Origin of the sequence: Pseudomonas sp. BIC9C (assembly GCF_034541995.1) — a bacterium.
GTDB classification, from domain to species: Bacteria; Pseudomonadota; Gammaproteobacteria; order Pseudomonadales; family Pseudomonadaceae; genus Aquipseudomonas; species Aquipseudomonas fluorescens_CC.
In genome coordinates this window covers 200,704-226,616 of sequence record NZ_JAWDGM010000007.1, presented here as the reverse complement: position 1 = coordinate 226,616, position 25,913 = coordinate 200,704, and the positions used below count along the sequence as shown (strand labels likewise).

Sequence of the window (25,913 nt, the reverse complement as noted above, 5' to 3'; positions counted from 1 at the left end):
TTGCTGTCGCTTGTGGTTGGCGGCGAAGAAAAACTAATACACATATAAAGTGTCAATCAAGTTGTTTTGGTATTATTTTGATATTCAACTTTTTCGAAGTTGATAAGTCCCAATAAAACTTTTCATATTGGTTTTATTTTGGCGTAGTTACTCCTTCCGGTCTATATAAGTCAGAATTGAATAAAGAGTGAATGCCTCACTCGAAGTAACTTTTTAGCGGGCGTCGTTGGGGGTGTCTGAGGGGGTGGAAGTGGGTCGTGAGTGGTGCCGACCCTTCCGTTCCCGTGATGAGGCTCCTTCCTTCGCTTCTGGGGATGGGGACTACGCCGTTTGCATGGAGCGTCCCCGGTTTTATTGTGTCCTGGGCACCCAGAGTGGGCGCAAATCGAGGCGGCCGCCAATACTGGGGCATCATGCAATCGTTGCGATGATCAGGTTTGAAGGTGGCGGGGCGTTGGGGCGCGATATGCCGCGAGGGTGGTGTGGTATGGGAGCAGGGGATATGTAATCAAACTATTCGTGGAGCACATTCGGGGAAATGTGCATCAGGCGAGGCGATCCCTTTGGTGCGCCTCGCCCGGACTTGCCGCTGCGGGTTACCTGGACGTGTTTTTGGCCAGGACTTCAGGGCTGTTGAGGTAGCGCGTAATGACCTCGACCCCTCGGTTCAGATGATGTTCGAGCAGCTTCACGGAGCGTTCGACGTCCCGGTCTTCGGCGGCCCGCAACAGGGCCTGGTGGTCGTCCTGGGACAGCTTGCCCAGGCCCATGGCTTCCAGGTTGAAACGCAGGAACCGCTCTTCCTCGATCAGGCCGTCTTCGACCAGTCTCAGCAGCCGGCGATTGGGTGCACGGCTGTAAAGCACCATGTGGAACAGGCGATTGAGCCGGCCGATTTCGGTGTAGTCGCTTTCCATTTCGAGTTCGTCGATGTAACGGGCAGCCTGTTCGAGATCTTCGTCCTGGAGCAGTGGCACCGAGAGACGCAGGGCTTCGGATTCCAGCAGAATGCGCAGCGCGTAGGTTTCTACGGCGTCGCCCTGGACCAGCGGCGCGACCACAGCTCCCTTGTGGGCAATCACGTTGAGCAACGATTGTGCTTCGAGTTGGCGCAAGGCTTCGCGTACGGGCATGCGGCTGACGCCGAACAGGTCGGCGAGGTCTTGCTGGCGCAGGGCCGCGCCGCAAGGAATGCGTCCGTCGAGTATGGCCGCGCGCAGGGTTTCTTCGATCACCGAGCGTGCCAGATGCGCGGGAATGGGTCCGTTGACCTTGATACTGCTGAGAGGGTTGGGCTTTTGTGTCACTAAACGCACCCTGAATGATGGAAATTTTTGGATCCAAATGACACTAGTAATTGCCTGACGGCTTGTCAAACAAGCGAACGAGTGCCTTTCTTGCAGTTTAGCGCGCCGCCAATGATCTCACCGTGCCATTGTCTTTTTCCGGTCTAGCCTTCACCATTCGAACGACTCCCTCCTGCCTACCCAGGATGCCTCGCATTGGCGGCAAGTTTAACGATCCCCCGGATTTTACGCTGGCTGTGCAGCGCATTGCTGCTGGCAGGCGTGATGTTGGGCAGTTTGAGTGCCGATTGGGATTTTTCCCTGATCAGCCGGCGGGCGCAGGTATTGTACGGACCTTTGGGAGAAGGTCAGCAACGCATTAATGATTGGCAATACTTGTTGACCAGTCAGAAGCAGATCGGCGAGTTGGAACAACTCAATGTGGTCAATCGCTTCTTCAACAAACAGCTGCGATATGTCGAAGACATCGATCTGTGGCATGAAGTCGACTACTGGGAAACCCCGATCGAAGCCCTCTGGAAAGGCGCCGGCGACTGTGAAGATTACGCTATTGCCAAGTACTTCAGCCTGCGTCACCTCGGTGTAGCCAGTGAAAAACTGCGTATTACCTACGTCAAGGCACTGACCCAGAACCGCGCGCACATGGTGCTGACCTACTACTCGAGTCCGGAAGCCGAGCCCCTGGTGCTCGATAGCCTGATTGATGCAATCAAGCCGGCCAGCCAGCGAAAGGATTTGCTGCCGGTCTACTCTTTCAATGCAGAAGGGTTGTGGTTACCGGGTACCAAGGGCAACAAAAAGGTCGGCGATACCAAGCGTCTGTCGCGCTGGCAGGATGTGTTGAAGAAAATGCAGGCCGAAGGATTCCCGGTCGAGACGACTAACTAGGAGCAGGTGCCCGATGTCTTTGTTCAAACAGCTGTTGATTGCTATCTGTCTGTTCCTGGTGGTCGCCTTCACCGGTAGTTTCATGGTCAGTCTGGAGAGCTCGCGCACTCAGTACGTCAACCAGTTGCGCTCCCATGCCCAGGACGCGGCGACGGCGCTGGCGCTTTCCCTGACACCGAATATCGACGACCCGGCGATGGTCGAGTTGCTGGTCAGCTCGATTTTCGACAGCGGTTACTACGCGAGCATCCGTGTGGTCGATCTGAAGACCGACCAGGCCCTGGTTGAGCGCACGGGCATTCCGGCGGTCAACAACGTTCCGGACTGGTTCGTCAAACTGATCGGCCTGGAGCCCGCCGGTGGTGATGCGATCGTCAGCCGCGGCTGGGAGCAGGCTGCCCGGGTCGAGGTGGTCAGCCACCCGATGTTCGCGCTGGCCAAGCTGTGGCAAAGCGCTTTGGGCAGCCTGAGCTGGTTGCTGCTATGCGGCGCAGTCAGTGCGGTACTCGGCGCGCTGTTGCTGCGTCAGCAATTGAGACCACTGGATTACATGGTCAAGCAATCCCACGCCATCGCCCGACGGGAATTTCTCAGCCTGCCGGAACTGCCGCGCACCCCCGAACTTCGCCGGGTCGTGCAGGCCATGAACCAGATGGTCGAGAAGCTCAAGGCGCTGTTTCAGGAGCAGGCGGAGCGTAGTGAAAAATTGCGGGTCGAGTCCTATCAGGACTCGTTGACCGGGTTGGCCAACCGGCGTTATTTCGAGATGCAACTGAATGCGCGGGTGAGCAATCCGGAGCAGGCCAGTTCCGGTTACCTGCTGCTATTGCGGGTCAAGGATCTGGCCGGCCTCAACCAGCGTCTCGGTGGCCAGCGCACCGATGACGTGCTCAAAGCGGTCGGTGAGCAACTGTCTCGCGAGTGCGCCAAATACCCGGAAACCCAGAATCTGGTCACTCGTATCCGCGGTGGCGAATTTGCCGTGCTGGCGCCGGGGCTGGTGCGCGAAGAAGCGCTGCAACTGGCACAAAACCTCGACAGTGCGTTGGCCAGTCTGCACGCCACCGGGGCCACCGATGTAGCTGCCGTGGCGTCTATCGGCCTGGCGCCTTTTGCTCACGGCGACTCGCCGCAAGCCGTGCTCAGCCTCGGTGATCAGGCGCTGGCGCAGGCCGAAGGCCAGGGCGAGCAGAACTGGGCCTGTATCGAACACAGCCTCTCGGCCAGTGTCGGCGACGATCACCACGCCTGGCATCGCATGCTCGACCAGGCGCTGACACAGCGGCGCTTCGAACTGTATTTCCAGCCGGTCGTGGCTGCCCAGGACACGCAACGGGTGCTGCATTACAAAGTGTTGTCGCGACTGCTCGACGAACACGGCCAGACCATCCCCGCCGGGCGTTTTCTGCCTTGGCTGGAGCGCTTCGGCTGGACGGCGCGTCTGGATCGGCTGATGCTCGAACGGGTGTTGGCGCAAATGAGCGGGCATGAGGAGTCGCTGGCGCTGAATCTGTCGTCGGCGACCTTGGGCGACCCGCAGGCGCAAAACAAAATCTTCGAGATACTGCGTGCGCATTCCAACTTCGGCCCGCGTCTGACCCTGGAGATTGGCGAAGAGCAACTGCCTGACCAGGCGGTGCTGGAGCAGTTGACCCGGCGCTTGCGCGAACTCGGTTTCTCACTGAGCCTGCAACGTTTTGGCGGACGCTTCAGCATGATCGGCAACCTGGCACGGTTGGGGCTGGAGTACCTGAAGATCGATGGCAGCTACATTCGTTCGATTGATCTGGAGAGTGACAAACGCCTGTTCATCGAGGCGATCCAGCGAGCGGCGCACAGCATCGATCTGCCGCTGATTGCCGAGCGGGTCGAGACTGAAGGCGAGTTGTCGGTGATTCGCGAGATGGGGCTATACGGTGTGCAGGGCCAGTTGTTCGGCGAGCCCAAGCCCTGGGGCTGATTTGATCGCTCCCACGCAGCGCGTGGGAATGATCGGAGGGTTGCGTCAGATCAGCCCGGTCTCTTCATCGTCGATCAATTGGCTCAAGCCGCCCAAGGCTTCACGGGCCTGGTTTCGGTCCATGAGTTTGGCCTGGGCCGCCGTTGGCAGGTCGGTGACGCGGATCACGCCTTTCTGGGTCAGCACCTGAATCAAGTCATCAAGCACCCGGATCATTTCCAGGTCACTTTGCTTGAGCTGTTTGAGGCTGTTCTCCACCGCCGCGTTGGCAAACCAGGTCTGGATCTCATGATTGTCGGCCGGCAGCGTTTCCGTGGCCTCGGCGTAGGCGGCGGGTTCCACGCGTACCAACAGGCCCTGCGCATCGCGTTGCACGTAAAACATTGAGCATCCCTCAGAATTGAACCAGCGTCGTGCTGTCAGCAGCATAGGTCAACTGCATGTCAGTATGTGGCGCAGCGACGAAATCGTCACCGGGCAGTGGACGCAATCGTGACGGCCGCCCCATAAGGAGCGGCCGTATTCATGCATCAGCTGTTGTTGTGATCGATTTTGATGGTCGGGTCGCTACCGGCAATCAGGTTGTGTAGGTTGGCGCTTGACCAATTATTGCCTTCCAGCTTGATCGTCACGTCCGGCGTGGCGGCTGCGGCGTTGCCCGAGTTGAACTGGCCGGTCGAGCTGACTTGCAGCGACGACACGCCATCGACCGTGGTGATCTTCAGGAAGTTGTCGATGGTACTGCCGGTTTCGCCCTGCAACAGATCGCGCAGGTCGATCCGGTCACCTTCGCCGGCCTTGAAGTCCTTGATCACGTCGCTGCCGGTGTCGCCCGCTTTCCAGACGAAGGTGTCACCACCGGAACCACCGATCAGGATGTCGTTGCCCTGTCCGCCCATCAGCGTGTCGTTGCCGGTGCCGCCGAGCAGGATGTCATTGCCCTTGCCACCGTCGAGGGTGTCGCTACCGCCCGAGCCGAACAGGATGTCATTGCCCGCACCGCCCAGCAGGGTGTCGTTGCCGTCATGGGCACCGGACACATCGAACGCGGTGTAATGCTCGGTGATGTACTGGTGCACGTTGCTGGTGGTGACTTTGCTGACGTCCACGCCGGATTGCTGCGCCACGAAGGCTTGTATCGCCTGGTAACCCTCGCCGGCAATGCCGTTGAAGCTCACCAGATCGCCGAACAGGAGGTCGTTGCCGTCGCCACCACTGACGGTGTCGTTGCCCGGCATTGTCGCCTCGGTGTGGCCAATGATCGAGTTGGCCAGATCCTTCGGATCGATGTTGGTTTGCGGCGCGTTATCCGAGTCGTACGGCTTCAGGTCGTTGAGGCTCACGTCGCTGTTAAGGCCAATGGCCTCGACATTCGACAGCTTGCTCAGTAGTGCAAAGCTGCTGGTGGAGTTGCTGATGGTGTCCCCGTCGGTGCTGCTGCCGTCGCCGTCACGACCCGAGAACTCGTAGGTGCCATCGCCCTGGGCATGCAGATAGCCGAAGTCCTTGGAGGACCAGCTACTTCCATTGCCGTTGCCGTTGCCGTTGCCGTTGTTGCCGTTGCTGGTCTTGGTCCAGACCGTCACGTAGCCCGAGGCACTGATGTCGATCTGGTGCGTGCTGTCGGGGACCAGGCTGATCGCTTTACCCAACTGATAGTTGCTGGTGGTGATCAGGCTATCGAGTGTTGTGCTGCCATACAGGGTCGGGTTGGTCGACTCGCCGCTCTGGTAGTAAGTCGGCTTGCCGTCAGTAATGAAATACGTGAGGTTCTTCGCCCCGGTGTTGGCCACGGCGTCCGCACTCTGGAACCAGTTGGCCGTGGTTTTGAACACGTCCTCGTAGTTGGTGCCGCCGCCGGACGACATCGAGTCCAGAGTTGCCTTCAACTGAGTCAGTGCATTCGGGTCTTTGAGGTTAACCGACACCGACTGTTTGACCTGGGTGTCGAAGTCCACCAGGAAGATGTTCACCGTACCCGAGTTGCTGCCCAGGCTTTGCTTGAGGGTGTTGAACACCGACGTCAGCGAGTCCTTGGCCGAGTTGATCGACGAGGCACTCATACTGCCGGAGCTGTCGACCATGAACGCGATGTTGTAGTTGGTGCCTGGCACCACGGTCAGACCGCCGATGTCGGCGACGATGATGTCATTGCCGTCGGTGCCGGTGACGGTGTCATTGGCCGCCGTGGCAGTAAAGGCGTTGTAGACCGCCGGGTACACAGTCACAGGAATCTGCGAAGTGCTGCTGGCCGAACCACCCAGGGCCTCGGTGGAGGTCGAGGTCACGGTCAGGTTGAACTGGCCGTTGTAATACGATGGTGGCGTTACGGTCAGAGAGCCGAGGCTCCAGCCCGTCACGTTGGCCTCGCCATTGGTCGCGGTGACCGTGAAGGTATGTCCCGCGCCGTCGGTGAGCACCGAGCCGACCGGCATGCCGCTGAGCTTCAGGCTCAGGCTTTCCGAGCCGTCGGTGTCGGTCAGCGCGGTCGTGATGGCGGACAATTTCACACTGCTGCCTTCGGCGCCGGTGTTGAGTTTGTAACCGTCGTAGTAACCCTCGACATTGGTGCCGTGCAAGTCGGACACGGTCACGCCGGCATTCACCAGGTCCGTCACGCCCGTGTAAATCGGTACGCCGGCACTGCTCAGGTCGATCGGCGTGCTGCCATTGACCGACAGGTTGACGTCATAGTTGCCCGGGCCGCTCTGGTTGTGGTGGTAGATGTCCAGGGTGTAGTAACCGCTGGTGGTCGGAGTGAACGAACCATTGAGGTTGCCGCCCGCGCCCCAGGTGATCGCGGCCACGTTCTTGCCGCCGATGGTCACCAACAGGCTGTCATCGCCAACACCGCTGAAGGTGTAGGTCTTGCCGGCTTCGAGGTAGATCAGGCCCGAGGTTTTCGACGCCGTACCGGCGGTCACGTTACCGTCGGACTGCACGTTGGTCACGGTGCCTTTGGAGTTCGCTGTGCCAGCGGCGTCGATCACGTTTTTCAGCGTGGTCGAGTCTGCGCCGCTACCGCTGGTGCCCAGACCCGACAGACCGGTCCAGACTTCCTTGATCAGTCCGGTGGACTTCACGCTGTTGTCGGCAACGCTCAGGGTCGGGGCATCCGCCACCGGGGTGATGTCGATCTTGATCGTGCCAGCGCTGCCCAGTGCCTGGCCGTCGGTTGGCTGGAACTGGAGTTGCGCGTAATCAGCCTTTTGATCGCCAGTGCCGGGGCCATAACCGTTCGCGCCCGACTCGTTGGCATCCGGCATGAAGCGCAGTTTGCCAGCGTCGATGTCGGCCTTGCTGAAGGTCTGGTTGGCGGCGACGTCTTTCCAGGTCGAACCGTCCAGGTACTGCAGTTTGCCCTCGCCCGGCAGCTGGGTGATTTTCACGCCCAGGCTGGTGGTCGGACTGTCGACATCGCTGACGCCGAAGGTCGACCAGCCGAGAGTCAGCGGCGTGTCTTCGGTGCCGATGACGTTGACCGGTGCTGCGACCGGTGCGTCATTGACCGCCACCACGTTGACCGTGGTGGTCGCGGTGTTGGAGTAGTTGCTGCCATCGGTCACCTTCACGGTGATGGTCCGCGGTACGGTGCTTGGGTCTTCACTGTTGTTGGTGAAGGTGATGTTCTTTATGCGTTGAATGTAATCAGCCAGCGTCGCAGTACCGGTCAAGGTCAGTGTGATCGTGCCAGTCTGGTCATTGCTGTTGATGATGATGCCGTTGACGCTGTTGCCCAGGTTCAGCGCATCGCCTGGCTGACGGTTGGTCAGCACGACGGTCGCACCGGTCAGCAGGGTGCTGTCCGGATCGGTGATGCTCAGGTCGAGATCGCCGATCGACACGCCAGGACCGGCGGTGTTCTCGGTGAACGTCACCTTGTAATCGGCCCCGGTGGCGCCGCTGGAGTTGTTGGCGTCAAGGTCCAGCACTGGCGGTGCATCGTTGTCGATGATCGAAGTGCTGACGCTGCCGTTGGACGAACTGATCGCCAGATTCTCGAAGTTGCCGCCGGTGGCCGAGTCGATCTTGACCACGAAGTTTTCGGTGCCTTCGGTGATCTTGTCATCGATGGTCGCGACGTTGAAGTTGGCACTGCTGGCGCCCGCCGGGATCTTCACGGTGTACACGCCGGTGAAGTCCGAACCGTCGGCGGCGGTACCGCTGTAGACGATTTTCAGCGTCACTTCGGTCTGGGCCGGGTTGGTCAGGCTGACGGTATAACTCGCCGCCTGGCCTTCGGTTACCGAAGTGCTGCCGCTGATGCTGGCAGTGGTGGTGTCCTTGAAGTCACTGACGCTGGTCGACACTGGCGTCTTGTCCATGCCGAGGGCTTCAAGGTTGCCGCCGCTGGCGGCCTTGATGGATTCGGTAACGGTTGGCGCGCCGGTGTAGACATCGTTGCCCACGGTGACTGGCAGAGTGCCGGAGCTTTGACCGACGGCGATGGTAATCACCTTGCCGCTGTCGAGTGTCACGGTAACTGGCGTGTCGTGTGCAGTGACAGGGGCGCCATTTTTGTCGGTGATGGTCGCGGTATAGGTGATCGTGCCGCTTTCGCTCACCGATGGGGTGGCGGTCAAGGTCACGGTGGTGGCGTCGTTGACATCGGTAACCGTGGTGTTCACCGGGGTCTTGATCGGGTTGATCGCTTCCAGGTTGCCGCCGGCCGCGTCCTTGATGGATTCGCTGACAGTGGTCGGTCCTTTGTAGACGTCGTTGCCCACCGTCACCGGCAGGGTGCCGGAACTCTGGCCGACGGCGATGGTGATCACCTTGCCGCTGTCCAGCGTCACGGTGACTGGCGTGTTGTGCGCGGTCACCGGGGCGCCGTTCTTGTCGGTCAGGGTGGCGGTGTAGGTGATGGTGCTGTTCTCGCTCACCGATGGGGTGGCGGTCAAGGTCACCGTGGTGCTGTCGTTGACGTCGTTGACCGTGGTGGTCACTGGCGTTTTTACCGGGTTGACCGCTTCGAGGTTACCACCGGCCGCGTCCTTGATGGATTCGCTGACGGTGGTTGGGCCTTTGTAGACGTCGTTGCCGACCGTGACCGGCAGGGTGCCGGAGCTTTGGCCGACGGCGATGGTGATGACCTTGCCGCTGTCCAGCGTCACGGTCACTGGCGTGTTATGCGCGGTCACCGCGGCGCCGTTCTTGTCGGTCAGGGTGGCGGTGTAGGTGATGGTGCTGTTCTCGCTCACCGATGGGGTGGCGGTCAGCGTCACCGTGGTGCTGTCGTTGACGTCGTTGACCGTGGTGGTCACTGGCGTCTTGATCGGGTTGATCGCTTCCAGGTTGCCGCCGTCGGCCGATTTAATCGACTCGGTCACGGTGGTCGGACCTTTGTAGACGTCATTGCCGACGGTCACCGGCAGGCTGCCGGAGCTCTGTCCGACGGCGATGGTAATGACCTTGCCGCTGTCGAGGGTCACGGTGACGGGACCGTTCTGCGCGGTAACCGGTTGGCCCTGAGCATCGGTCAGGGTCGCGGTGTAAGTGATGGTGCCGTTCTCATCCACGCTCGGCGTCGCGGTCAAGGTCACCGTGGTGGTGTCGTTGACATCGTTGACCGTGGTGGTCACTGGCGTTTTCACCGGGTTGACCGCTTCGAGGTTACCGCCGACCGCGTCCTTGATGGACTCGGTGACGGTGGTCGGGCCCTTGTAGACGTCATTGCCCACGGTCACCGGCAGGCTGCCGGAGCTCTGTCCGACGGCGATGGTAATGACCTTGCCGCTGTCGAGGGTCACGGTGACCGGCGTGTTGTGCGCGGTCACCGCGGCGCCGTTCTTGTCGGTCAGGGTGGCGGTGTAAGTGATGGTGCCGTTTTCGCTCACCGACGGGGTGGCGGTCAAGGTCACGGTGGTGCTGTCGTTGACATCGTTGACCGTGGTTTCCACCGAGGTCTTGATCGGGTTGATCGCCTCCAGGTTGCCGCCTGCCGCGTCCTTGATGGACTCGCTGACGGTGGTCGGGCCCTTGTAAACGTCGTTGCCGACGGTCACCGGTAGGCTGCCGGAACTCTGGCCTTCGGCAATGGTGATGACCTTGCCGCTGTCGAGGGTCACGGTGACGGGACCGTTCTGCGCGGTAACCGGATTGCCCTGAGCATCGGTCAGGGTCGCGGTGTAAGTGATGGTGCCATTTTCATCCACGCTCGGCGTGGCGCTCAGGGTCACCGTGGTGCTGTCGTTGACGTCGTTGACCGTAGTGGTCACTGGCGTTGTATTGGGCGACACCAACTCGAGGTTGCCACCCACTGCGTCCTTGATGGATTCGCTGACGGTGGTCGGTCCCTTGTAAACGTCGTTGCCCACGGTGATCGGCAGGCTGCCGAAACTCTGGCCTTCGGCGATGGTGATGACCTTGCCGCTGTCGAGGGTCACGGTCACCGGGCCGTTTTGCGCGGTAACCGGTTGGCCCTGAGCATCGGTCAGCGTGGCGGTGTAGGTGATGGTGCCGTTCTCGTCCACGCTCGGCGTGGCGCTCAAGGTCACCGTGGTGCTGTCGTTGACATCGTTGACCGTGGTTTCCACCGAGGTCTTGATCGGGTTGATCGCCTCCAGGTTGCCACCCACTGCGTCCTTGATGGACTCGCTGACGGTGGTCGGGCCCTTGTAAACGTCGTTGCCCACCGTCACCGGCAGGCTGCCGGAGCTCTGGCCTTCGGCGATGGTGATCACCTTGCCGCTGTCGAGGGTCACGGTCACCGGGCCGTTCTGCGCGGTAACCGGTTGGCCCTGGGCATCGGTCAGCGTCGCGGTGTAGGTGATGGTGCCGTTTTCATCCACGCTCGGCGTGGCGCTCAGGGTCACGGTGGTGCTGTCGTTGACGTCATTGACCGTGGTGGTCACTGGCGTGGTGTTTTGACACCAACTCGAGGTTGCCACCCACCGCGTCGCCAGTGGATTCAGTAACGGTGAAGTGGGCCCTTGTAGACGTCGTTACCCACCGTCACGGCAGGCTGCCGGAGCTCACGCCTTCGGCGATGGTGTGGCGCGCCGCTGTCGAGGTCACGGTCACCGAGCCGTTCTGCGCGGTAACCGGTTGGCCCTGGGCATCGGTCAGCGTCGCGGTGTAGGTGATGGTGCCGTTTTCATCCACGCTCGGCGTAGCGCTCAAAGTCACGGTGGTGCTGTCGGCATCGTTGACCGTGGTTTCTACCGGGGTCTTGATCCAGGATTCGCTTCCAGGTTGCACCCACCGCGTCCTTGATGGATTCGTAACGGTGGTCGGGCCCTTGTGAACGTCGTTACCCACCGTCACCGGCAGGCTGCCGGAGCTCTGGCAATGGCGTGGTGATCCCACCTTGCCGCTGTCGAGGGTGACGGTGACCCCAGACCGTTTTGCGCGGTAACCGGTTGGCCCCTGGGCATCGGTCAGCGTCGCGGTGTAGGTGATGGTGCCGTTTTCATCCACGCTCGGCGTGGCGGTCAGAAGTCACGGTGGTGCTGTCGTTGACGTCATTGACCGTGGTGGTCCTGTGGCGTGGTGTTGGGCGACACCAGCTCGAGGTACCACCCACCGCGTCGCCAGTGGATTCAGTAGCGGTGGTCGGGCCCTTGTAGACGTCGTTGCCGCACGTCACCGGCAGGCTGCGGAGCTCTGGCCTTCGGCGATGGTGATCCTGCCCCACCCGCTTCCATCGAGGGTGACGGTGACCGGACCGTTTTGCGCGGTAACCGGTTGGCCCTGGGCATCGGTCAGCGTCGCGGTGTAGGTGATGGTGCCGTTTTCATCCACGCTCGGCGTGGCGCTCAGGGTCACCGTGGTGCTGTCGTTGACGTCATTGACCGTGGTGGTCACTGGCGTGGTGTTGGGCGACACCAACTCGAGGTTGCCACCCACCGCGTCCTTGATGGATTCAGTAACGGTGGTCGGGCCCTTGTAGACGTCGTTACCCACCGTCACCGGCAGGCTGCCGGAGCTCTGGCCTTCGGCGATGGTGATCACCTTGCCGCTGTCGAGGGTCCGCGGTGACCGGACCGTTTGCGCGGTAACCGGTTGGCCCACCGGGCATCAGGGGTCCAGCGTCGCGGTGTGGTGATGGTGCCGTTTCATCCACGCTCGGCATTGGCGCTCAAGGGTCACCGTGGTGCTGTCGTTGACGTCATTGACCGTGGTGGTCACTGTGGCGTGGTGTTGGGCGACACCAGCTCCGAGATTTGCCACCCACCGCGTCCTTGATGGATTCAGTAACGGTGGTCAGGCGCCGCGTGACGTCGACACTTACCGTCACCGGCGGGCTGCCCGGAGCTCTGGCCCGGCGATGGTGATCACCTTGCCGCTGTCGAGGGTGACGGTGACCGGACCGTTTTGCGCGGTAACCGGTTGGCCCTGGGCATCGGTCAGCGTCGCGGTGTAGGTGATGGTGCCGTTTTCATCCACGCTCGGCGTGGCGGTCAGGGTCACCGTGGTGCTGTCGTTGACGTCATTGACCGTGGTGGTCACTGGCGTGGTGTTGGGCGACACCAACTCGAGGTTGCCACCCACCGCGTCCTTGATGGATTCAGTAACGGTGGTCGGGCCCTTGTAGACGTCGTTACCCACCGTCACCGGCAGGCTGCCGGAGCTCTGGCCTTCGGCGATGGTGATCACCTTGCCGCTGTCGAGGGTGACGGTCACCGGACCGTTTTGCGCGGTAACCGGTTGGCCCTGGGCATCGGTCAGCGTCGCGGTGTAGGTGATGGTGCCGTTTTCATCCACGCTCGGCGTGGCGGTCAGGGTCACCGTGGTGGTGTCGATCGAGTCAGTGATGGACGTCACTGCTGGCTCTTTACTCAGCACCAGGTTTTCGAGGTTGCCGCCAGTGGTGCCGGTGATGGTGGTGCTGACGGTGCTGCCATTGACATAGACGTCATTGGCCGGGGTCTCGACCGCGACGCTGCCAGTAGTCTTGCCGGCTTCGATGGTAATGACCGAGCCGTTGCTCAAGGTCACGGTCATTGGCGTGCCGGCCGGGTTAGTCAGGGTCGCGCGGTGTAACAGTGATCTGCCCGCCTTCGGTGATGATGTTGCCGGTGGCGGTCGGGGTCAGGCGGTGGTGTCCACAGAGTCGGTGATGGTGGTCACGGCTGGTGTGGTGTTCGGCACCAGGTTTTCGAAGTTGCCGCCAGTGGTGCCGGTGATGGTGGTGCTTTGACGGTGCTGCCGTTCGCAGACGTCATTGGCTGGGGGTCTCGACCACGACGCTGCCGCTGGTCTTGCCCGCTTCGATGGTGATGACCGAGCCATTGCTCAAGGTCACGGTCATTGGCGTGCCGGCCGGGTTGGTCAGGGTCGCGGTGTAGGTGATCTGCCCGCCTTCGGTGATGTTGCCGGTGGCGGTCAGGGTCAGGCCGGTGGTGTCCACAGAGTCGGTGATGGTGGTCACGGCTGGTGTGGTGTTCGGCGCAGGTTTTCAGTTGCCGCCAGTGGTGCCGGTGATGCTGGTGCTGACGGTGCTGCCGTTCACCGATCATTGGCTGGGGTCTCGAGCCGACGCTGCCGCTGGTCTTGCCCGCTCAGTGGTGATGACCGAGCCATTGCTCAAGGTCACGGTCATTGGCGTACCGGCCAGGTTGGTCAGGGGGTCGCGATGTAGGTGATCCTGCCCGCCTTCGGTGATGTTGCCGGTGGCGGTCAGGGTCAGGCCGGTGGTGTCCTGGAATCGGTAATAGTGGTTACGGCCGGCGTGGTGTTCGGCACCAGGTTTTCGAAGTTGCCGCCAGTGGTGCCGGTGATGCTGGTGCTGACGGTGCTGCCGTTCACATAGACGTCATTGGCTGGGGTCTCGACCACGACGCTGCCGCTGGTCTTGCCCGCTTCGATGGTGATGACCGAGCCATTGCTCAAGGTCACGGTCATTGGCGTGCCGGCCGGGTTGGTCAGGGTCGCGGTGTAGGTGATCTGCCCGCCTTCGGTGATGTTGCCGGTGGCGGTCAGGGTCAGGCCGGTGGTGTCCACAGAGTCGGTGATGGTGGTCACGGCTGGTGTGGTGTTCGGCACCAGGTTTTCGAAGTTGCCGCCAGTGGCGCCGGTGATGGTGGTGCTGACGGTGCTGCCGTTCACATAGACGTCATTGGCTGGGGTCTCGACCACGACGCTGCCGCTGGTCTTGCCCGCTTCGATGGTGATGACCGAGCCATTGCTCAAGGTCACGGTCGATGGCGGTATGACCGGGTTGGTCAGGGTCGCGGTGTACCCGATCATACCCGCCTTCGGTGATGTTGCCGGTGGCGGTCAGGGTCAGGCCGGTGAATTGTCCACAGAGTCGGTGATGGTGGTCACGGTTGGTGTGGTGTTCGGCACCAGGTTTTCGAAGTTGCCGCCAGTGGTGCCGGTGATGGTGGTGCTGACGGTGCTGCCGTTCACATAGACGTCATTGGCCGGGGTGTCGACCACGACGCTGCCAGTAGTCTTGCCGGCTTCAATGGTAATGGTCGAGCCGTTGGACAGGGTGATGGTCACCGGTGTTTTCGCGGGGTTGGTCAGGGTCGCGGTATAGGTGATCTGGCCTCCTTCGGTGACGGCGTTGCCGGCTGTCAGGGTGACCGTGGTGGTGTCGAGGGTATCGGTGACCTGGGTCACGGCCGGGGTAGTCGGCGGCGTAACCGTGATGCCGCTGCCGCCGCTGGTGCCGGTGACGGTCACTTCGATCTGGGTCGCGTCGTTATAGACAGTGTCGTTCGCAGCCAATGGCACGTTGACGGTGCCGGTGGTTGAGCCCGCGGGAATCACGATCACGGCGCCGTTGGACAATGTGACAGTCAGGTCGGTCAGTGGTGCCTGGGTCAGTGTCGCGGTGTACACCAGCACGCCACCGGCCTCGGTGATGGTCGGCGTGGCACTGAGGCTCAGGTTCGATTCACTCGGGGTGTTGGTGTTGGTGTTGGCGGCAGTGGTGGTCTGGCCACCAGTGGTGTCCTGAGTGATTTGCGCGGCAGAGTCGATGCCTGCGGTCGGGAAGCCGATGGTCGGGTCGACACGGCCAGCGGTGGCGTCGAGCACCACGAAGCTGTGACTACCACCTGCGGCACCACCAGAGCCTGCCGCCGTCGGACCCGCAGCAGTGGCTTCAAGGTCTTTGGTCGGGTCGGCACCGGCGGCAATGGCTTGCTGCAGCTCTTCTACGGACGGCGCGGCTTGCGCGGTTGCAGCTGCCAGATCAGTGCCGGAGTCCGGGGCGTCAGCGCTCCACTGAGTGTCGCGGCCCAGATCGAGGGTACGACCATCGGCCAGTTCCAGGGACACGGCACCGGAAAGGCCAGTGTCGATCTGGTCACCGGCGAACAGTTTGTCGCCTTCAACGAGAACGCGGCGGATGCCCTCGGGGGACACCACGAAAACTTGACCGACAATGCTTTTGACGATGGCAACAACACTGCTCATTGAAGACTCTCCGGGGTGTCACGTTCAGTTGACTTCCATGGACCTGATGGCGTCTGTCGGCGCCGACCAGTCTGGACGTACATTGCAAAATAGATGCACAAATTTGACGCATTAATTCGTCAATATATTGGCTGTATTTTTTCGTTATTAACTTTATGCCAAACTATTGACCTTCTTGGAGCCATCCTAAACAATCGTCCCAGTAATGTCACATTGATATTTAAGCTGTGACTCGTCCTCGGTATGTGATCCAGTTCCGCTTTTTGATCTTTCCGACATACGGTCATTCCGCTTGCCATCTTCCGACGCAGCACGTTCTTTTGCTGTGATTCAAGACAAGAAGTCCTGGGAAATTCCTACAATGCGTTCGCCTTTGTTCATGGCTATACCCTTCGCCCTCGCCGCGTCTTTCGTCCAGGCGCAGTCCTTGCCAGACGCCATGCAACAAGCACTGGATGTCCATCCGGAGGTCCAGGCAGGCGTCAACAGTCGACTGGCTGCGGATTATCAGTTGAAGGCTGCGAAAGGTGGATACCTGCCACGGGTCGACCTGCTGGGCGGTTATGGTCGTGAGGGTACCGATAGTGTGACTACACGAACGGGCGGCAGCAACAATCACTGGGAAACCCTGAATCGCAGTGAGTCGAGCTTGCGTCTGACCCAAATGGTTTTTGACGGTTTTGCGACGTCCAGCGAAGTGGGGCGTCAACAAGCCGCCGTCAACTCCCGCGCCTATTCGCTGTTGAGTACTTCCGAGCGTACCGGGCTGACCGTGGCCCAGGTCTATCTCGACGTGCTGACTCGTCGCGAATTCGTGCGTCTGGCCGAGGACAACCTCAAGAGCCACCAGCGCATTTACGACCAGATCCAGCTGCGCACCCAGCGTGGTGTCGGCAGCGGCGCCGACCTCGATCAGGCGGAGGCGCGGATGGCTCAGGCGCGCAACAATCTGATCACCGAGCAGACCAACCTGGCTGACGCCGAAACCAACTACCTCTCCGCTGTTGGCCAGATGCCGGATCAACTGGAGCGCCCGGCGAGTTTCCTGGCGCTGATGCCGGCCAATCTGAATGAAGCCCGCGCGCAGATGCTGGAAAACAGCCCGATCCTGCGCTCGGCCGAATCCGACATCGCCGCTGCCGAAAAGCAGTACGACACGGCCAAGTCGACTTTCTACCCGCGTTTCGATGCTGAGTTGGGTCGCACCGCGGACAACGATATTGATGGTCAGAATGGCCACAACAACGAATGGCAAGCCATGCTGCGCATGCGCTTCAACCTGTATTCCGGTGGCAGTAACAAGGCCGATCTGGAGTCCAAGGCCTACCTGTCGAACCAGGCGCTGGACATCCGCAACAACGCCCTGCGCCAATTGAATGAAGAGCTGGGCCTGGCCTGGAACGCCCTGAACAATGCCAACGCGCAGGTGCCGATCGCCCAGCAATACGTCGACCACAGCACCGCCGTGCGTACCGCTTACCAGCGTCAGTTCAGCCTTGGCGAGCGCACTCTGCTCGATTTGCTCGACAGCGAGAACGAACTGTTCACCTCTTCTCGCCGTCTGGTGGAGATCAAGAATATTCAGTTATTTACTCAGTACCGAATCAAGGCGACCATGGGTGAGTTGCTCAAGAGCCAGGGAGTGGTCGCGCCATTGGCATCCGTTGTGCAGAACGACGTGAAGCCCAAGGTCCAGTTGCCTGGTATGAATTGAGCAGGACCTTCATCGTTCAATTGTTAGCCAAGAGTGCCGAGCGTGGAATCAGAAGTCAGTCGGGTTCAACTCATTCATGATCCGCGCGCGTTGCATGACGATCCGTTGCTGGATGGTCTGCTCGCTCTTTGCATGCTGCACCAGAAGCCTGCCAGCGCGGCAATGCTGACCACCGGCCTGCCGCTGCCCGAGCAACGCTTGAGTGCCGACTTGCTGCCTCGCGCGGCAGCTCGCGCGGGGCTGCAAGGTCGGGTGCTGCAGCGCAAGCTGGAGGACATTCCGGCGATTGCCATGCCGGCATTGTTGCTGCTCAAAGACGGTCGCAGTGCCGTCCTGCTTGGCTGGCAAGGCGAAGATCAGGTACGGGTGCTGCTCAGCGAAAGCGATGGCGGCGAGTCCCTGGTCAGCCGTGAGCTGTTGGCCGACGACTACACTGGCAAAGTCTTTTTCGCCCAGCCCCAGCACAAATTCGACGTCAATCACGGCACGCTGATTCCGCGTGCGCGTTCGTGGTTCCGCGACACCCTCAAGCGGTCGCGCTGGTTGTACGTCGATGCCATCGCCGCCAGTTTTCTGATCAACATTATTGCCATGGCCGCGCCGTTGTTCGTGATGAACGTCTACGACCGTGTCGTGCCGAACCAGGCCGAAGCCACGCTGTGGGTGCTGGCACTCGGTATCACAGGCGCCTACCTCTTCGACCTGATCCTGAAAAGCCTGCGCAGCCTGTGCCTGGATCTGGCCGGCAAGAAAACCGACCTGATTATCTCGGCCACGCTGTTCGAACGCATCGTCGGCATGGCCATGAAATACCGGCCAGCACGGGTCGGCAGCTTTGCCCAGAACATCCATGAGTTTCAGAGCCTGCGCGATTTCCTCGCCTCGCTGACCCTTACCAGCCTGATCGACCTGCCGTTCACCATTTTGATTTTTATCGTCATCGCGATCCTTGGCGGGCATCTGGTGTGGATACCGGTGCTGGCGTTCCCGATTGCTCTGGCCATCGGCTATGCCTTGCAGAAACCCCTGGTGGCGACCATGGAGCGGACCATGGCGCTGGGGGCCGAGCGTCAGTCGAGCCTGATCGAAACCCTGGCCGGCCTGGATGCAGTGAAGGTCAACAACGCTGAAAGTGAACGCCAGTATCAGTGGGAGCAGACCATCGGCACCCTCAGTCGCCTTGAGTTGCGGGTGAAAATGCTCTCTGGCCTGGCGATGAATATCACCTTGCTGATCCAGCAACTGGCCGGGGTGATCATGATCGTCTTCGGCGTGTACCAGATCATCGACGGTCACCTGAGCATGGGCGGCCTGATTGCCTGCTACATGCTCAGTGGCCGTGCGCTCAGCCCGCTGGCGTCATTGTCCGGGCTGCTGACCCGCTATCAGCAGGCGCGGGTGACCATGACCTCGGTCGACCAGATGATGGAGCTGCCCCAGGAGCGCAATTTCGAAGAGCGCCCGCTCAGCCGCAAGGTGCTGCAGGGCGCCATTGAGTGCCGCCAGCTCAACTTCACCTACCCGCAACAGCAGAACCTGGCGCTGAAGAACATCAACCTGTCGATTAGTCCCGGCGAGAAGGTCGGCATCATTGGCCGAAGCGGTTCGGGCAAGAGCTCGCTGGCGAAACTGCTGGTGGGGCTATATCAACCGGATGACGGTTCGTTGTTGGTCGATGGTGTGGATATCCGTCAGATCGACGTCAGCGAGCTGCGCTACAACATCGGCTACGTGCCCCAGGACATTCAGCTGCTCGCCGGCACTCTGCGCGACAACCTGGTTTCCGGTGCGCGGTATGTCGAGGACGAACTGGTGCTGCAAGCGGCAGAGCTGGCCGGTGTCCACGAGTATGCGCGTTTGCATCCGCAGGGTTATGAACTGCAAGTGGGCGAGCGCGGGCAGAACCTCTCCGGCGGTCAACGGCAAAACGTCGCCCTGGCCCGTGCGTTACTGCTCAACCCGCCGATCCTGCTGCTCGACGAGCCGACCAGTGCCATGGATAACACCGGTGAAGAGCGCCTCAAGCAGCGCCTGGCAGCAGTGATCGAAAACAAGACCATGGTGCTGGTGACGCACCGGGCATCGCTGTTGTCGCTGGTGGACAGGTTGATCGTGATCGACCGCGGGCAGATTCTTGCCGACGGCCCGAAAGCCGCGGTGATGGAAGCATTGAAGAAGGGGCAGATCAGTGTTGCTTGAGTCGGGTAAGGGTTCGATCCGTCGCTACTTCAAAGGCTCTGCTTCGCTGCAGGGCCAACCGCTGCCGGAGGTCAACAAGGCGCTGATCGAGGATGCGCCACGTGTGGTGCGGCTGACGATCTGGGCGATCATTGCGTTCTTTGTGTTCCTGATGCTCTGGGCCAACTTCGCGGTTATCGACGAAGTGACCAAGGGCGATGGCAAGGCGATTCCATCGTCGAAGATCCAGAAAATCCAGAACCTTGAAGGCGGCATCGTTTCCGAGCTGTTCGTCAAGGAAGGCCAGATCGTCGAGGCTGGCGCACCGCTGATTCGTCTGGATGACACGCGGTTCGCGTCGAACGTCGGTGAAACAGAGGCCGATCGGTTGTCGATGCTGCTGCGGGTCGAACGCCTGAGCGCGGAGGTTGACGATCGCCCGCTGAACTTCCCCGAAGATGTACTCAAGGCCGTGCCGGGTCAGGCCAAGAGCGAAGAGTCGCTCTATATAAGCCGCCGCCAGCAGTTGCACGACGAGATTGGCGGCTTGCAGGAGCAACTGATCCAGCGCCAGCAAGAACTGCGCGAATTCACCTCCAAGCAGGCGCAGTACCGCCAGCAATTGGGCTTTCAGCGTCAGGAAATCAACATGTCCGAGCCGTTGGTGGCCCAGGGCGCGGTATCGCCAGTGGAAGTCCTGCGCCTCAGGCGTGCCGAAGCGGAGACCCGTGGTCAGCTCGACGCCACCACCCTGGCTATTCCGCGAGCCGAGTCAGCGATCAAGGAAGTACAGCGCAAGATCGACGAAACTCGCGGCAAGTTCCGTAGTGACGCCCTGACCCAGCTCAATGAAGCACGCACCGACCTGAACAAGGCTGAGGCCACCGGCAAGGCCCTGGAAGACCGGGTCAGCCGAACACTGGTCACTTCGCCGGTACGGGGTATCGTCAACAAGTTGCTGGTCAATACCATCGGCGGGGTTATCCAGCCAGGCAGCGACCTGGTTGAAATCGTGCCGCTGGACGACACCTTATTGGTCGAGGCGAAGATCCGTCCGCAGGACATCGCGTTCCTGCATCCGGGGCAGGAAGCGACGGTAAAATTTACCGCCTATGACTACACCATCTACGGCGGGCTCAAGGCCAAGCTGGAGCAGATCGGTGCCGACACCATTACCGATGAAGACAAGAAAACCACTTACTACGTGATCAAGCTGCGCACCGACCGCAGCCACTTGGGCACCGACGAAAAACCGTTGCTGATCATTCCGGGGATGGTGGCTTCCGTGGACATCATCACTGGCAAGAAGACCGTTCTCAGCTACCTGCTCAAGCCGATCATTCGCGCCCGGGCCGAGGCGCTGCACGAGCGGTAATTCGTCATCGAGGCTACAGGCCTCTTCGCGAGCAGGCTCGCTCCCACATGGATTTTTGCGCGAGCGCTATCTTGTGTTCGACAGAGCCCCCCTGTGGGAGCGAGCCTGCTCGCGATGGCGTCAGTGGAAACACCACAATCCTGTCAGTAAGTGACAAATAACGTCACTCCACAATCCATGCAGTCCCTTTTCAATCGCCATATCGTTATTCGCTAACGGTATTTAAATTTCTATTCTTATATCTATAAAGTCAATCTCCTGCGTACCTGCCGACCAATCGGCGCGCCGCACGACACGAACCAACACGGGACCTCCGTGAGTTTCTGATCGACGCGCGCGCCCTTGAGCGTGCCGTGCGTGGGAGTGATTTATGTCTGCAGCTTCAGCTTCGCCAAGCATCGCGCCACAATTCTTTGAAATCCGTACGTTCAGCGGAGCGGTGGGCGCCGAGATCATCGGTCTCGACCTGTCCCGCCCGATCAATGATGACGATTTTGCCCGCATTCACCGCGCGCACCTGGACCATCATGTGCTGGTGTTCCGCGACCAGCGCATCACCCCCGAACAGCACATCGACTTCAGCCGTCGTTTTGGTGTGTTGCAGATCCACGTGCTCAAGCAGTTCCTGCTGGCAGGGCATCCGGAAATCCTCATCGTTTCCAACATCGTCGAAAACGGCCAGAACATCGGCCTGGGTGACGCCGGCAAGTTCTGGCATTCCGATCTCTCCTACAAACAACTGCCGAGTCTGGGCTCGATGCTGCATGCCCAGGAATTGCCATCGGAGGGTGGCGACACGCTGTTCGCCGACATGCACAAAGCCTGGGACAACCTGCCGCTCGCATTGCGCAATGCCGTTGAAGGTCGCTCGGCCGCGCACTCCTACACCGCGCGCTACAGCGAAACAAAATTCGAAGGCAATTGGCGCCCGACCCTGACCCCGGAGCAACTCGCACAGGTCGCCGAAGTGGTGCACCCGGTCGTGCGTACCCACCCGGAAAACGGTCGCAAGGCCTTGTTCGTCAGCGAGGGTTTCACCACCCGCATCGTTGGCCTGCCTGAGGACGAGAGCCGGCAACTGCTGGCCGAGCTCTACGCCCACAGCGTGTTGCCACAAAACATCTACCGCCATCAATGGCAGCCCCATGACCTGGTGTTCTGGGACAACCGTTCGCTGATCCACCTTGCCGCCGGATGCCCCAGTCATCTGCGCCGCAAGCTGTACCGCACCACCATCCAGGGCGACGCGCCTTTCTGATTTGTCGGAGATTGATCATGTCCAAACGTCTTCCATTTGCACCACTGGCTGCGGCCATCGGCCTGGGTTTCAGCCTGATCGCCGGCAGCCTGGTGGCGCCGACCGTGGCTCATGCCGAAGGTGAAATCCGCATTGCCGAACAGTTCGGCATCGTTTACCTGCTACTCAACGTGGTGCGCGATCAGAACCTGATCGAGAAGTACGGCAAGCAGGAAGGCATCGACATCAAGGTCGACTGGACCCAGCTGTCGGGCGGCGCGGCGGTCAACGATGCGTTGCTCGCAGGCTCGATCGACATTGCCGGCGCCGGCGTCGGTCCGTTGCTGACCATCTGGGACCGCACCCACGGCAAGCAGAACGTCAAGGCCGTGGCCTCCCTCGGCAACTTTCCGTACTACCTGGTGAGCAATAATCCCAAGGTCAAGACCATCGCCGACTTCACCGAGAAGGACCGCATCGCGGTGCCGGCGGTGGGCGTGTCGGTGCAGTCGCGCTTCCTGCAATACGCGGCGGCCAAACAGTGGGGCGACAAGGAGTTCAATCGCCTCGACAAGTACACCATCGCCGTTCCGCACCCCGATGCCACGGCGGCGCTGATCGCCGGCGGCACCGAGCTGACCGGGCACTTCTCCAACCCGCCATTCCAGGATCAGGCACTGGAAAACCCGAACGTGCACGTGATGCTCAACTCCTATGACGTGCTCGGCCCGAACTCGCCGACCGTCCTGTTCGCCACCGAGAAATTCCGCAACGAGAACCCGAAAACCTACAAGGCATTTATCGATGCGCTGACCGAAGCGGCGCAATTCGCGCAGAACGACAAGGGCGCCGCAGCCGACACCTACATCCGTGTCACCAAGGCCAGGATCGACCGTGCCGCGTTGCTGAAAATCATCGACAACCCGCAGTTCGAATTCAGCGTCACGCCGAAAAATACGTACCCGTTGGCCGAGTTCCTGTACCGCGTTGGCGCGATCAAAAACAAACCGGATTCGTGGAAGGACTACTTCTTCCAGGACGCCAAGCCACTGCAAGGGAGCTGACCGAGATGAACGCCCCTTTGCAAGACCACACGGTCAGCAAATCGATCGTGGCAGCCCAGGCGCTGCTGTCGGTCGATAACGTCAGCCTGGAATACCGCACGTCGCAGCGCGTGGTTCGGGCGACCCATCAAGTCAGTTTCGACGTGGATCCGGCGGACCGTTTTGTACTGCTCGGCCCGTCCGGTTGCGGCAAGTCGACGTTGCTCAAGGCCGCTGCCGGCTTCATCCGGCCCGTCGAGGGTGAGATCCGTCTGCAAGGTCAGCGCGTCGATGCGCCAGGGCCTGACCGGATCGTGGTGTTCCAGGAGTTTGATCAACTGCCGCCGTGGAAAACCGTCAAACAGAACGTGATGTTTCCGCTGCTGGCCTCGAAAACCCTCAAGCGCCGGGAGGCCGAAGAGCGAGCGCTGCACTATCTGGAAAAAGTCGGCCTGGCGGCGTTTGCCGATGCCTATCCGCACACCTTGTCCGGTGGCATGAAGGCTCGGGTCGCCATCGCTCGGGCGCTGGCGATGCAACCGAAAATCCTCCTGATGGACGAACCCTTCGCCGCCCTCGACGCCCTGACCCGACGCAAGATGCAGGAAGAGCTGCTGCTGCTCTGGGAGGAAGTGCGTTTCACCCTGCTGTTCGTCACGCACTCCATCGAAGAGGCGCTGGTGGTGGGTAACCGCATCCTGTTGTTGTCACCGCATCCGGGTCGGGTGCGGGCTGAAGTCCACAGCCATCAATATGATTTGCACAGCCTCGGTGGCGTGGCCTTTCAGGAGTCGGCGCGGCGTATTCATCGGTTGTTGTTTGATGAAGGTGATGTGGCGAACGCTGAGCATGAACTGGATTTCGCCGACATCCGCATCGCTTATTGAGCCAGTTGAGAGGAGGGCCCGATGAGCCATTTATCATCCCCGCGTGAAGAGTTCGAAACCGTTCTGCAGCCGCTGTCCAGCGTACCGCTGGAACGCGAACTTCCCCTCGGCCAGCGGCTTTGGCAGCAGGGCTGGCTGCGCAAAAGCCTGATCCTGATTTTGCTTGCGGTGCTGTGGGAAGCGGTTGCCCGTTATCAGAACAACGACCTGCTGCTGCTGCCGAGCTTTGTGCAAACCACTCACGCGCTGTATGACGGCCTGCTCAGCGGCGAATTGCTGGGCAAGGTATGGATTTCCCTGGTGGTGTTACTCAAGGGCTACCTGATCGGCATCGTCCTGGCGTTTGCCCTGACTACGCTGGCGGTGTCGACCCAGTTCGGTCGTGACCTGCTGAGTACTCTGACCTCAATGTTCAACCCGTTGCCGGCCATCGCGTTGTTGCCGCTGGCGCTGTTGTGGTTTGGATTAGGGCAGAACAGCCTGATTTTCGTGCTGGTGCATTCGGTGCTCTGGGCCTTGGCGCTGAATACCTACGCCGGGTTCCTCGGGGTCTCGGAAACCCTGCGCATGGCCGGGCGCAACTACGGCCTCAAGGGCATGCGTTTCGTGTTGTTCATCCTGATTCCGGCAGCGCTGCCATCGATCCTTGCCGGCCTGAAGATCGGTTGGGCGTTTGCCTGGCGTACGCTGATTGCTGCCGAGTTGGTGTTTGGCGCAACCAGCGGCAAGGGTGGGCTGGGCTGGTACATCTTTCAGAATCGCAATGAGTTGTACACGGACAAGGTATTTGCCGGGTTGGCGGTGGTGATTCTGATTGGATTGCTGGTGGAGAACCTGGTGTTTGATTCGTTGGAGCGGGTGACGGTCAGGCGCTGGGGGATGGTGCGTTGACTGTCTGATTGTGTGAAGTCCGCGCTGGCCTTTTCGCGGGCAAGACCGCTCGCACAATGTCTGAGTGGAGTTTGCTAGCATTGCGTCTGAATCAACAAAAATCAGGCTTGAGTGCTTGCCATGCAACTTCCAGACATGAACCTGTTGGTCGCCCTCGACGCCTTGCTCGACGAGGGCAGTGTGGTGGGCGCCGCGCGGCGGATGAACCTGAGCCCGGCGGCCATGAGCCGGACGTTGACGCGCATCCGGGAAGCCATTGGCGATCCGATCCTGGTGCGCGCCGGTCGTGGCCTGGTGCCAACCCCCAAGGCGCTGGAATTGCGGGAGCAGGTGCGCAGTGTGGTGGAGCAGGCCGGGTTGTTGTTTCGTTCGGCCGATGCGGTGGAGCTGAGTTCGCTGCGGCGGCGTTTCAGTATTCGGGCCAACGACTTTTTTGTCGGCGTATACGGCGGCAAGCTGTTCGACACCCTTGACCGGCAGGCGCCGCACTGCGAATTGCGTTTCGTCCCCGAAGGCGATGGCGATGATGAGGCGTTGCGCGAAGGGCGGATCGATCTGAGTGTCAGCAACACCCGGCCTTTGACCCCCGAAGTGAAGATTCAGAACCTGTTTTCCACCCACTTCGTTGGCCTGGTGCGTGAGGATCATCCGCTGTTGGACGAAGAGATCACTGCGGAGCGCTATGCGGGTTATTCCCATATCAGCATGTCCCGGCGTGGCATTGCCCGAGGTCCGATCGATACCGCGCTCAATGCCCTGGGGCTGGAGCGGCGGGTGGCGGTGATCGCGCCAAGTTTTCATGCGGCGATGTTTGCCTTGCCCGATTCCGACCTGATTCTGCCGGTGCCCAAGGAGGCCTTGCTGAGTGTGCGGCGGCTGGGATTGAAACTGCGCTCGTTCGACCTGCCGATTCCGTTGCCGACGCTGATGTTGACCCAGGCCTGGCACCCGCGCTTCGACAAGGACCCGGCGCACCGCTGGCTGCGTGAAACCCTGAAAACCTGCTGCGATGAGACGTGGCTGGCTGCGCAACCGGACTGAGGTGAACGCAAGACCCCGTGGG

The 25,913-nt window shown here is 60.7% G+C and carries 23 protein-coding genes; 10 read left to right on the top strand and 13 right to left on the bottom strand.

Translation table 11 applies throughout. The features are described 5' to 3' along the window. Positions 1 to 596: 596 nt before the first annotated feature. A complete protein-coding gene (locus tag RS887_RS26905; RefSeq protein ID WP_322617762.1) occupies positions 597 to 1,307 on the bottom strand; it encodes a GntR family transcriptional regulator in 711 nt (236 codons plus the stop codon). Between the two features lie 195 nt (positions 1,308 to 1,502). On the opposite strand from RS887_RS26905, the gene lapG reads away from it, so the two are divergent. Together lapG and lapD are read left to right on the top strand one after the other, a co-directional pair. Next, complete coding sequence (gene lapG / locus RS887_RS26900; RefSeq protein WP_322617761.1) at positions 1,503 to 2,195, top strand: cysteine protease LapG; 693 nt, start codon at positions 1,503 to 1,505, stop codon at positions 2,193 to 2,195. A gap of 13 nt (positions 2,196 to 2,208) precedes the next feature. After that, the gene (lapD, locus tag RS887_RS26895) at positions 2,209 to 4,155 is read left to right on the top strand and encodes a cyclic di-GMP receptor LapD (RefSeq protein ID WP_322617760.1); all 1,947 of its coding nucleotides are present in this window, start codon (positions 2,209 to 2,211) and stop codon (positions 4,153 to 4,155) included. 45 nt (positions 4,156 to 4,200) lie between these two features. On the opposite strand, the gene RS887_RS26890 is transcribed toward lapD, so the two are convergent. From RS887_RS26890 to RS887_RS26835, 12 genes are all read right to left on the bottom strand, one after another. Further along, complete coding sequence (locus RS887_RS26890; protein WP_008022183.1) at positions 4,201 to 4,539, bottom strand: hypothetical protein; 339 nt, start codon at positions 4,537 to 4,539, stop codon at positions 4,201 to 4,203. A 146-nt stretch (positions 4,540 to 4,685) separates the two neighbouring features. After that, positions 4,686 to 11,045, bottom strand: a complete 6,360-nt coding sequence (locus tag RS887_RS26885; protein ID WP_322617759.1) for an immunoglobulin-like domain-containing protein — start codon at positions 11,043 to 11,045, stop codon at positions 4,686 to 4,688. Positions 11,046 to 11,109: 64 nt separating this feature from the next. Further along, the gene (locus tag RS887_RS26880; protein WP_322617758.1) at positions 11,110 to 11,574 is read right to left on the bottom strand and encodes an immunoglobulin-like domain-containing protein; all 465 of its coding nucleotides are present in this window, start codon (positions 11,572 to 11,574) and stop codon (positions 11,110 to 11,112) included. Further along, positions 11,567 to 11,743, bottom strand: a complete 177-nt coding sequence (locus tag RS887_RS26875) for a hypothetical protein (RefSeq protein ID WP_322617757.1) — start codon at positions 11,741 to 11,743, stop codon at positions 11,567 to 11,569. Before RS887_RS26875 ends, RS887_RS26880 begins: the two co-directional genes overlap by 8 nt. Beyond that, complete coding sequence (locus RS887_RS26870; RefSeq protein ID WP_322617756.1) at positions 11,740 to 12,168, bottom strand: immunoglobulin-like domain-containing protein; 429 nt, start codon at positions 12,166 to 12,168, stop codon at positions 11,740 to 11,742. The genes RS887_RS26875 and RS887_RS26870 overlap by 4 nt, the downstream gene beginning before the upstream one ends. 6 nt (positions 12,169 to 12,174) lie before the next feature. After that, on the bottom strand, positions 12,175 to 12,327 hold the full coding sequence (locus RS887_RS26865; protein ID WP_322617755.1) for a hypothetical protein: 153 nt from the start codon (positions 12,325 to 12,327) through the stop codon (positions 12,175 to 12,177). A gap of 63 nt (positions 12,328 to 12,390) precedes the next feature. After that, positions 12,391 to 13,125 (bottom strand): immunoglobulin-like domain-containing protein, encoded by a 735-nt coding sequence (locus tag RS887_RS26860; RefSeq protein ID WP_322617877.1) that lies wholly within the window; start codon positions 13,123 to 13,125, stop codon positions 12,391 to 12,393. Between the two features lie 63 nt (positions 13,126 to 13,188). After that, on the bottom strand, positions 13,189 to 13,389 hold the full coding sequence (locus tag RS887_RS26855; RefSeq protein WP_322617754.1) for an immunoglobulin-like domain-containing protein: 201 nt from the start codon (positions 13,387 to 13,389) through the stop codon (positions 13,189 to 13,191). Continuing rightward, positions 13,319 to 13,528 (bottom strand): immunoglobulin-like domain-containing protein, encoded by a 210-nt coding sequence (locus tag RS887_RS26850; RefSeq protein ID WP_322617753.1) that lies wholly within the window; start codon positions 13,526 to 13,528, stop codon positions 13,319 to 13,321. Before RS887_RS26850 ends, RS887_RS26855 begins: the two co-directional genes overlap by 71 nt. An 84-nt stretch (positions 13,529 to 13,612) precedes the next feature. Then, complete coding sequence (locus RS887_RS26845; protein ID WP_322617876.1) at positions 13,613 to 13,762, bottom strand: hypothetical protein; 150 nt, start codon at positions 13,760 to 13,762, stop codon at positions 13,613 to 13,615. A 20-nt stretch (positions 13,763 to 13,782) separates the two neighbouring features. Further along, on the bottom strand, positions 13,783 to 14,346 hold the full coding sequence (locus tag RS887_RS26840) for an immunoglobulin-like domain-containing protein (RefSeq protein WP_322617752.1): 564 nt from the start codon (positions 14,344 to 14,346) through the stop codon (positions 13,783 to 13,785). 36 nt (positions 14,347 to 14,382) lie between these two features. After that, the gene (locus RS887_RS26835; RefSeq protein WP_322617751.1) at positions 14,383 to 15,525 is read right to left on the bottom strand and encodes a retention module-containing protein; all 1,143 of its coding nucleotides are present in this window, start codon (positions 15,523 to 15,525) and stop codon (positions 14,383 to 14,385) included. A gap of 361 nt (positions 15,526 to 15,886) precedes the next feature. Between RS887_RS26835 and RS887_RS26830 the strand changes: the two genes are divergently transcribed. The 8 genes from RS887_RS26830 to RS887_RS26795 all read left to right on the top strand — a co-directional run bounded on the left by RS887_RS26830 (position 15,887) and on the right by RS887_RS26795 (position 25,891). Next, positions 15,887 to 17,239: a TolC family outer membrane protein gene (locus tag RS887_RS26830; RefSeq protein WP_322617750.1), complete on the top strand. Its 1,353-nt coding sequence runs from the start codon at positions 15,887 to 15,889 to the stop codon at positions 17,237 to 17,239. Between the two features lie 42 nt (positions 17,240 to 17,281). After that, positions 17,282 to 19,438 carry a type I secretion system permease/ATPase gene (locus tag RS887_RS26825; RefSeq protein WP_322617749.1) on the top strand — a complete coding sequence of 719 codons (2,157 nt, stop codon included), beginning with the start codon at positions 17,282 to 17,284 and terminating at the stop codon, positions 19,436 to 19,438. Further along, positions 19,428 to 20,792, top strand: a complete 1,365-nt coding sequence (locus RS887_RS26820; RefSeq protein ID WP_322617748.1) for an HlyD family type I secretion periplasmic adaptor subunit — start codon at positions 19,428 to 19,430, stop codon at positions 20,790 to 20,792. Before RS887_RS26825 ends, RS887_RS26820 begins: the two co-directional genes overlap by 11 nt. A gap of 370 nt (positions 20,793 to 21,162) precedes the next feature. Continuing rightward, a complete protein-coding gene (locus RS887_RS26815) occupies positions 21,163 to 22,050 on the top strand; it encodes a TauD/TfdA family dioxygenase (RefSeq protein WP_322617747.1) in 888 nt (295 codons plus the stop codon). 17 nt (positions 22,051 to 22,067) lie between these two features. Beyond that, complete coding sequence (locus RS887_RS26810; protein ID WP_322617746.1) at positions 22,068 to 23,093, top strand: ABC transporter substrate-binding protein; 1,026 nt, start codon at positions 22,068 to 22,070, stop codon at positions 23,091 to 23,093. A gap of 5 nt (positions 23,094 to 23,098) precedes the next feature. Then, a complete protein-coding gene (locus tag RS887_RS26805) occupies positions 23,099 to 23,959 on the top strand; it encodes an ABC transporter ATP-binding protein (RefSeq protein WP_322617745.1) in 861 nt (286 codons plus the stop codon). A gap of 21 nt (positions 23,960 to 23,980) precedes the next feature. After that, positions 23,981 to 24,850 carry an ABC transporter permease gene (locus RS887_RS26800; protein ID WP_322617744.1) on the top strand — a complete coding sequence of 290 codons (870 nt, stop codon included), beginning with the start codon at positions 23,981 to 23,983 and terminating at the stop codon, positions 24,848 to 24,850. A 120-nt stretch (positions 24,851 to 24,970) separates the two neighbouring features. Further along, a complete protein-coding gene (locus tag RS887_RS26795; RefSeq protein ID WP_322617743.1) occupies positions 24,971 to 25,891 on the top strand; it encodes a LysR family transcriptional regulator in 921 nt (306 codons plus the stop codon). The last annotated feature ends 22 nt before the right edge of the window (positions 25,892 to 25,913 follow it).

What these genes read in the sequence shown, in the direction of transcription:
- lapD (WP_322617760.1), top strand. Translation starts at nt 2,209, where the DNA reads ATGTCTTTGTTCAAACAGCTGTTGATTGCTATCTGTCTGTTCCTGGTG.
- RS887_RS26890 (WP_008022183.1), bottom strand. Translation starts at nt 4,539, where the DNA reads ATGTTTTACGTGCAACGCGATGCGCAGGGCCTGTTGGTACGCGTGGAA.
- RS887_RS26855 (WP_322617754.1), bottom strand. Translation starts at nt 13,389, where the DNA reads ATGGCTCGGTCATCACCATCGAAGCGGGCAAGACCAGCGGCAGCGTCG.
- RS887_RS26840 (WP_322617752.1), bottom strand. Translation starts at nt 14,346, where the DNA reads ATGATCGGGTACACCGCGACCCTGACCAACCCGGTCATACCGCCATCG.
- RS887_RS26835 (WP_322617751.1), bottom strand. Translation starts at nt 15,525, where the DNA reads ATGAGCAGTGTTGTTGCCATCGTCAAAAGCATTGTCGGTCAAGTTTTC.
- RS887_RS26830 (WP_322617750.1), top strand. Translation starts at nt 15,887, where the DNA reads ATGCGTTCGCCTTTGTTCATGGCTATACCCTTCGCCCTCGCCGCGTCT.
- RS887_RS26815 (WP_322617747.1), top strand. Translation starts at nt 21,163, where the DNA reads ATGTCTGCAGCTTCAGCTTCGCCAAGCATCGCGCCACAATTCTTTGAA.
- RS887_RS26810 (WP_322617746.1), top strand. Translation starts at nt 22,068, where the DNA reads ATGTCCAAACGTCTTCCATTTGCACCACTGGCTGCGGCCATCGGCCTG.
- RS887_RS26805 (WP_322617745.1), top strand. Translation starts at nt 23,099, where the DNA reads ATGAACGCCCCTTTGCAAGACCACACGGTCAGCAAATCGATCGTGGCA.
- RS887_RS26800 (WP_322617744.1), top strand. Translation starts at nt 23,981, where the DNA reads ATGAGCCATTTATCATCCCCGCGTGAAGAGTTCGAAACCGTTCTGCAG.
- RS887_RS26795 (WP_322617743.1), top strand. Translation starts at nt 24,971, where the DNA reads ATGCAACTTCCAGACATGAACCTGTTGGTCGCCCTCGACGCCTTGCTC.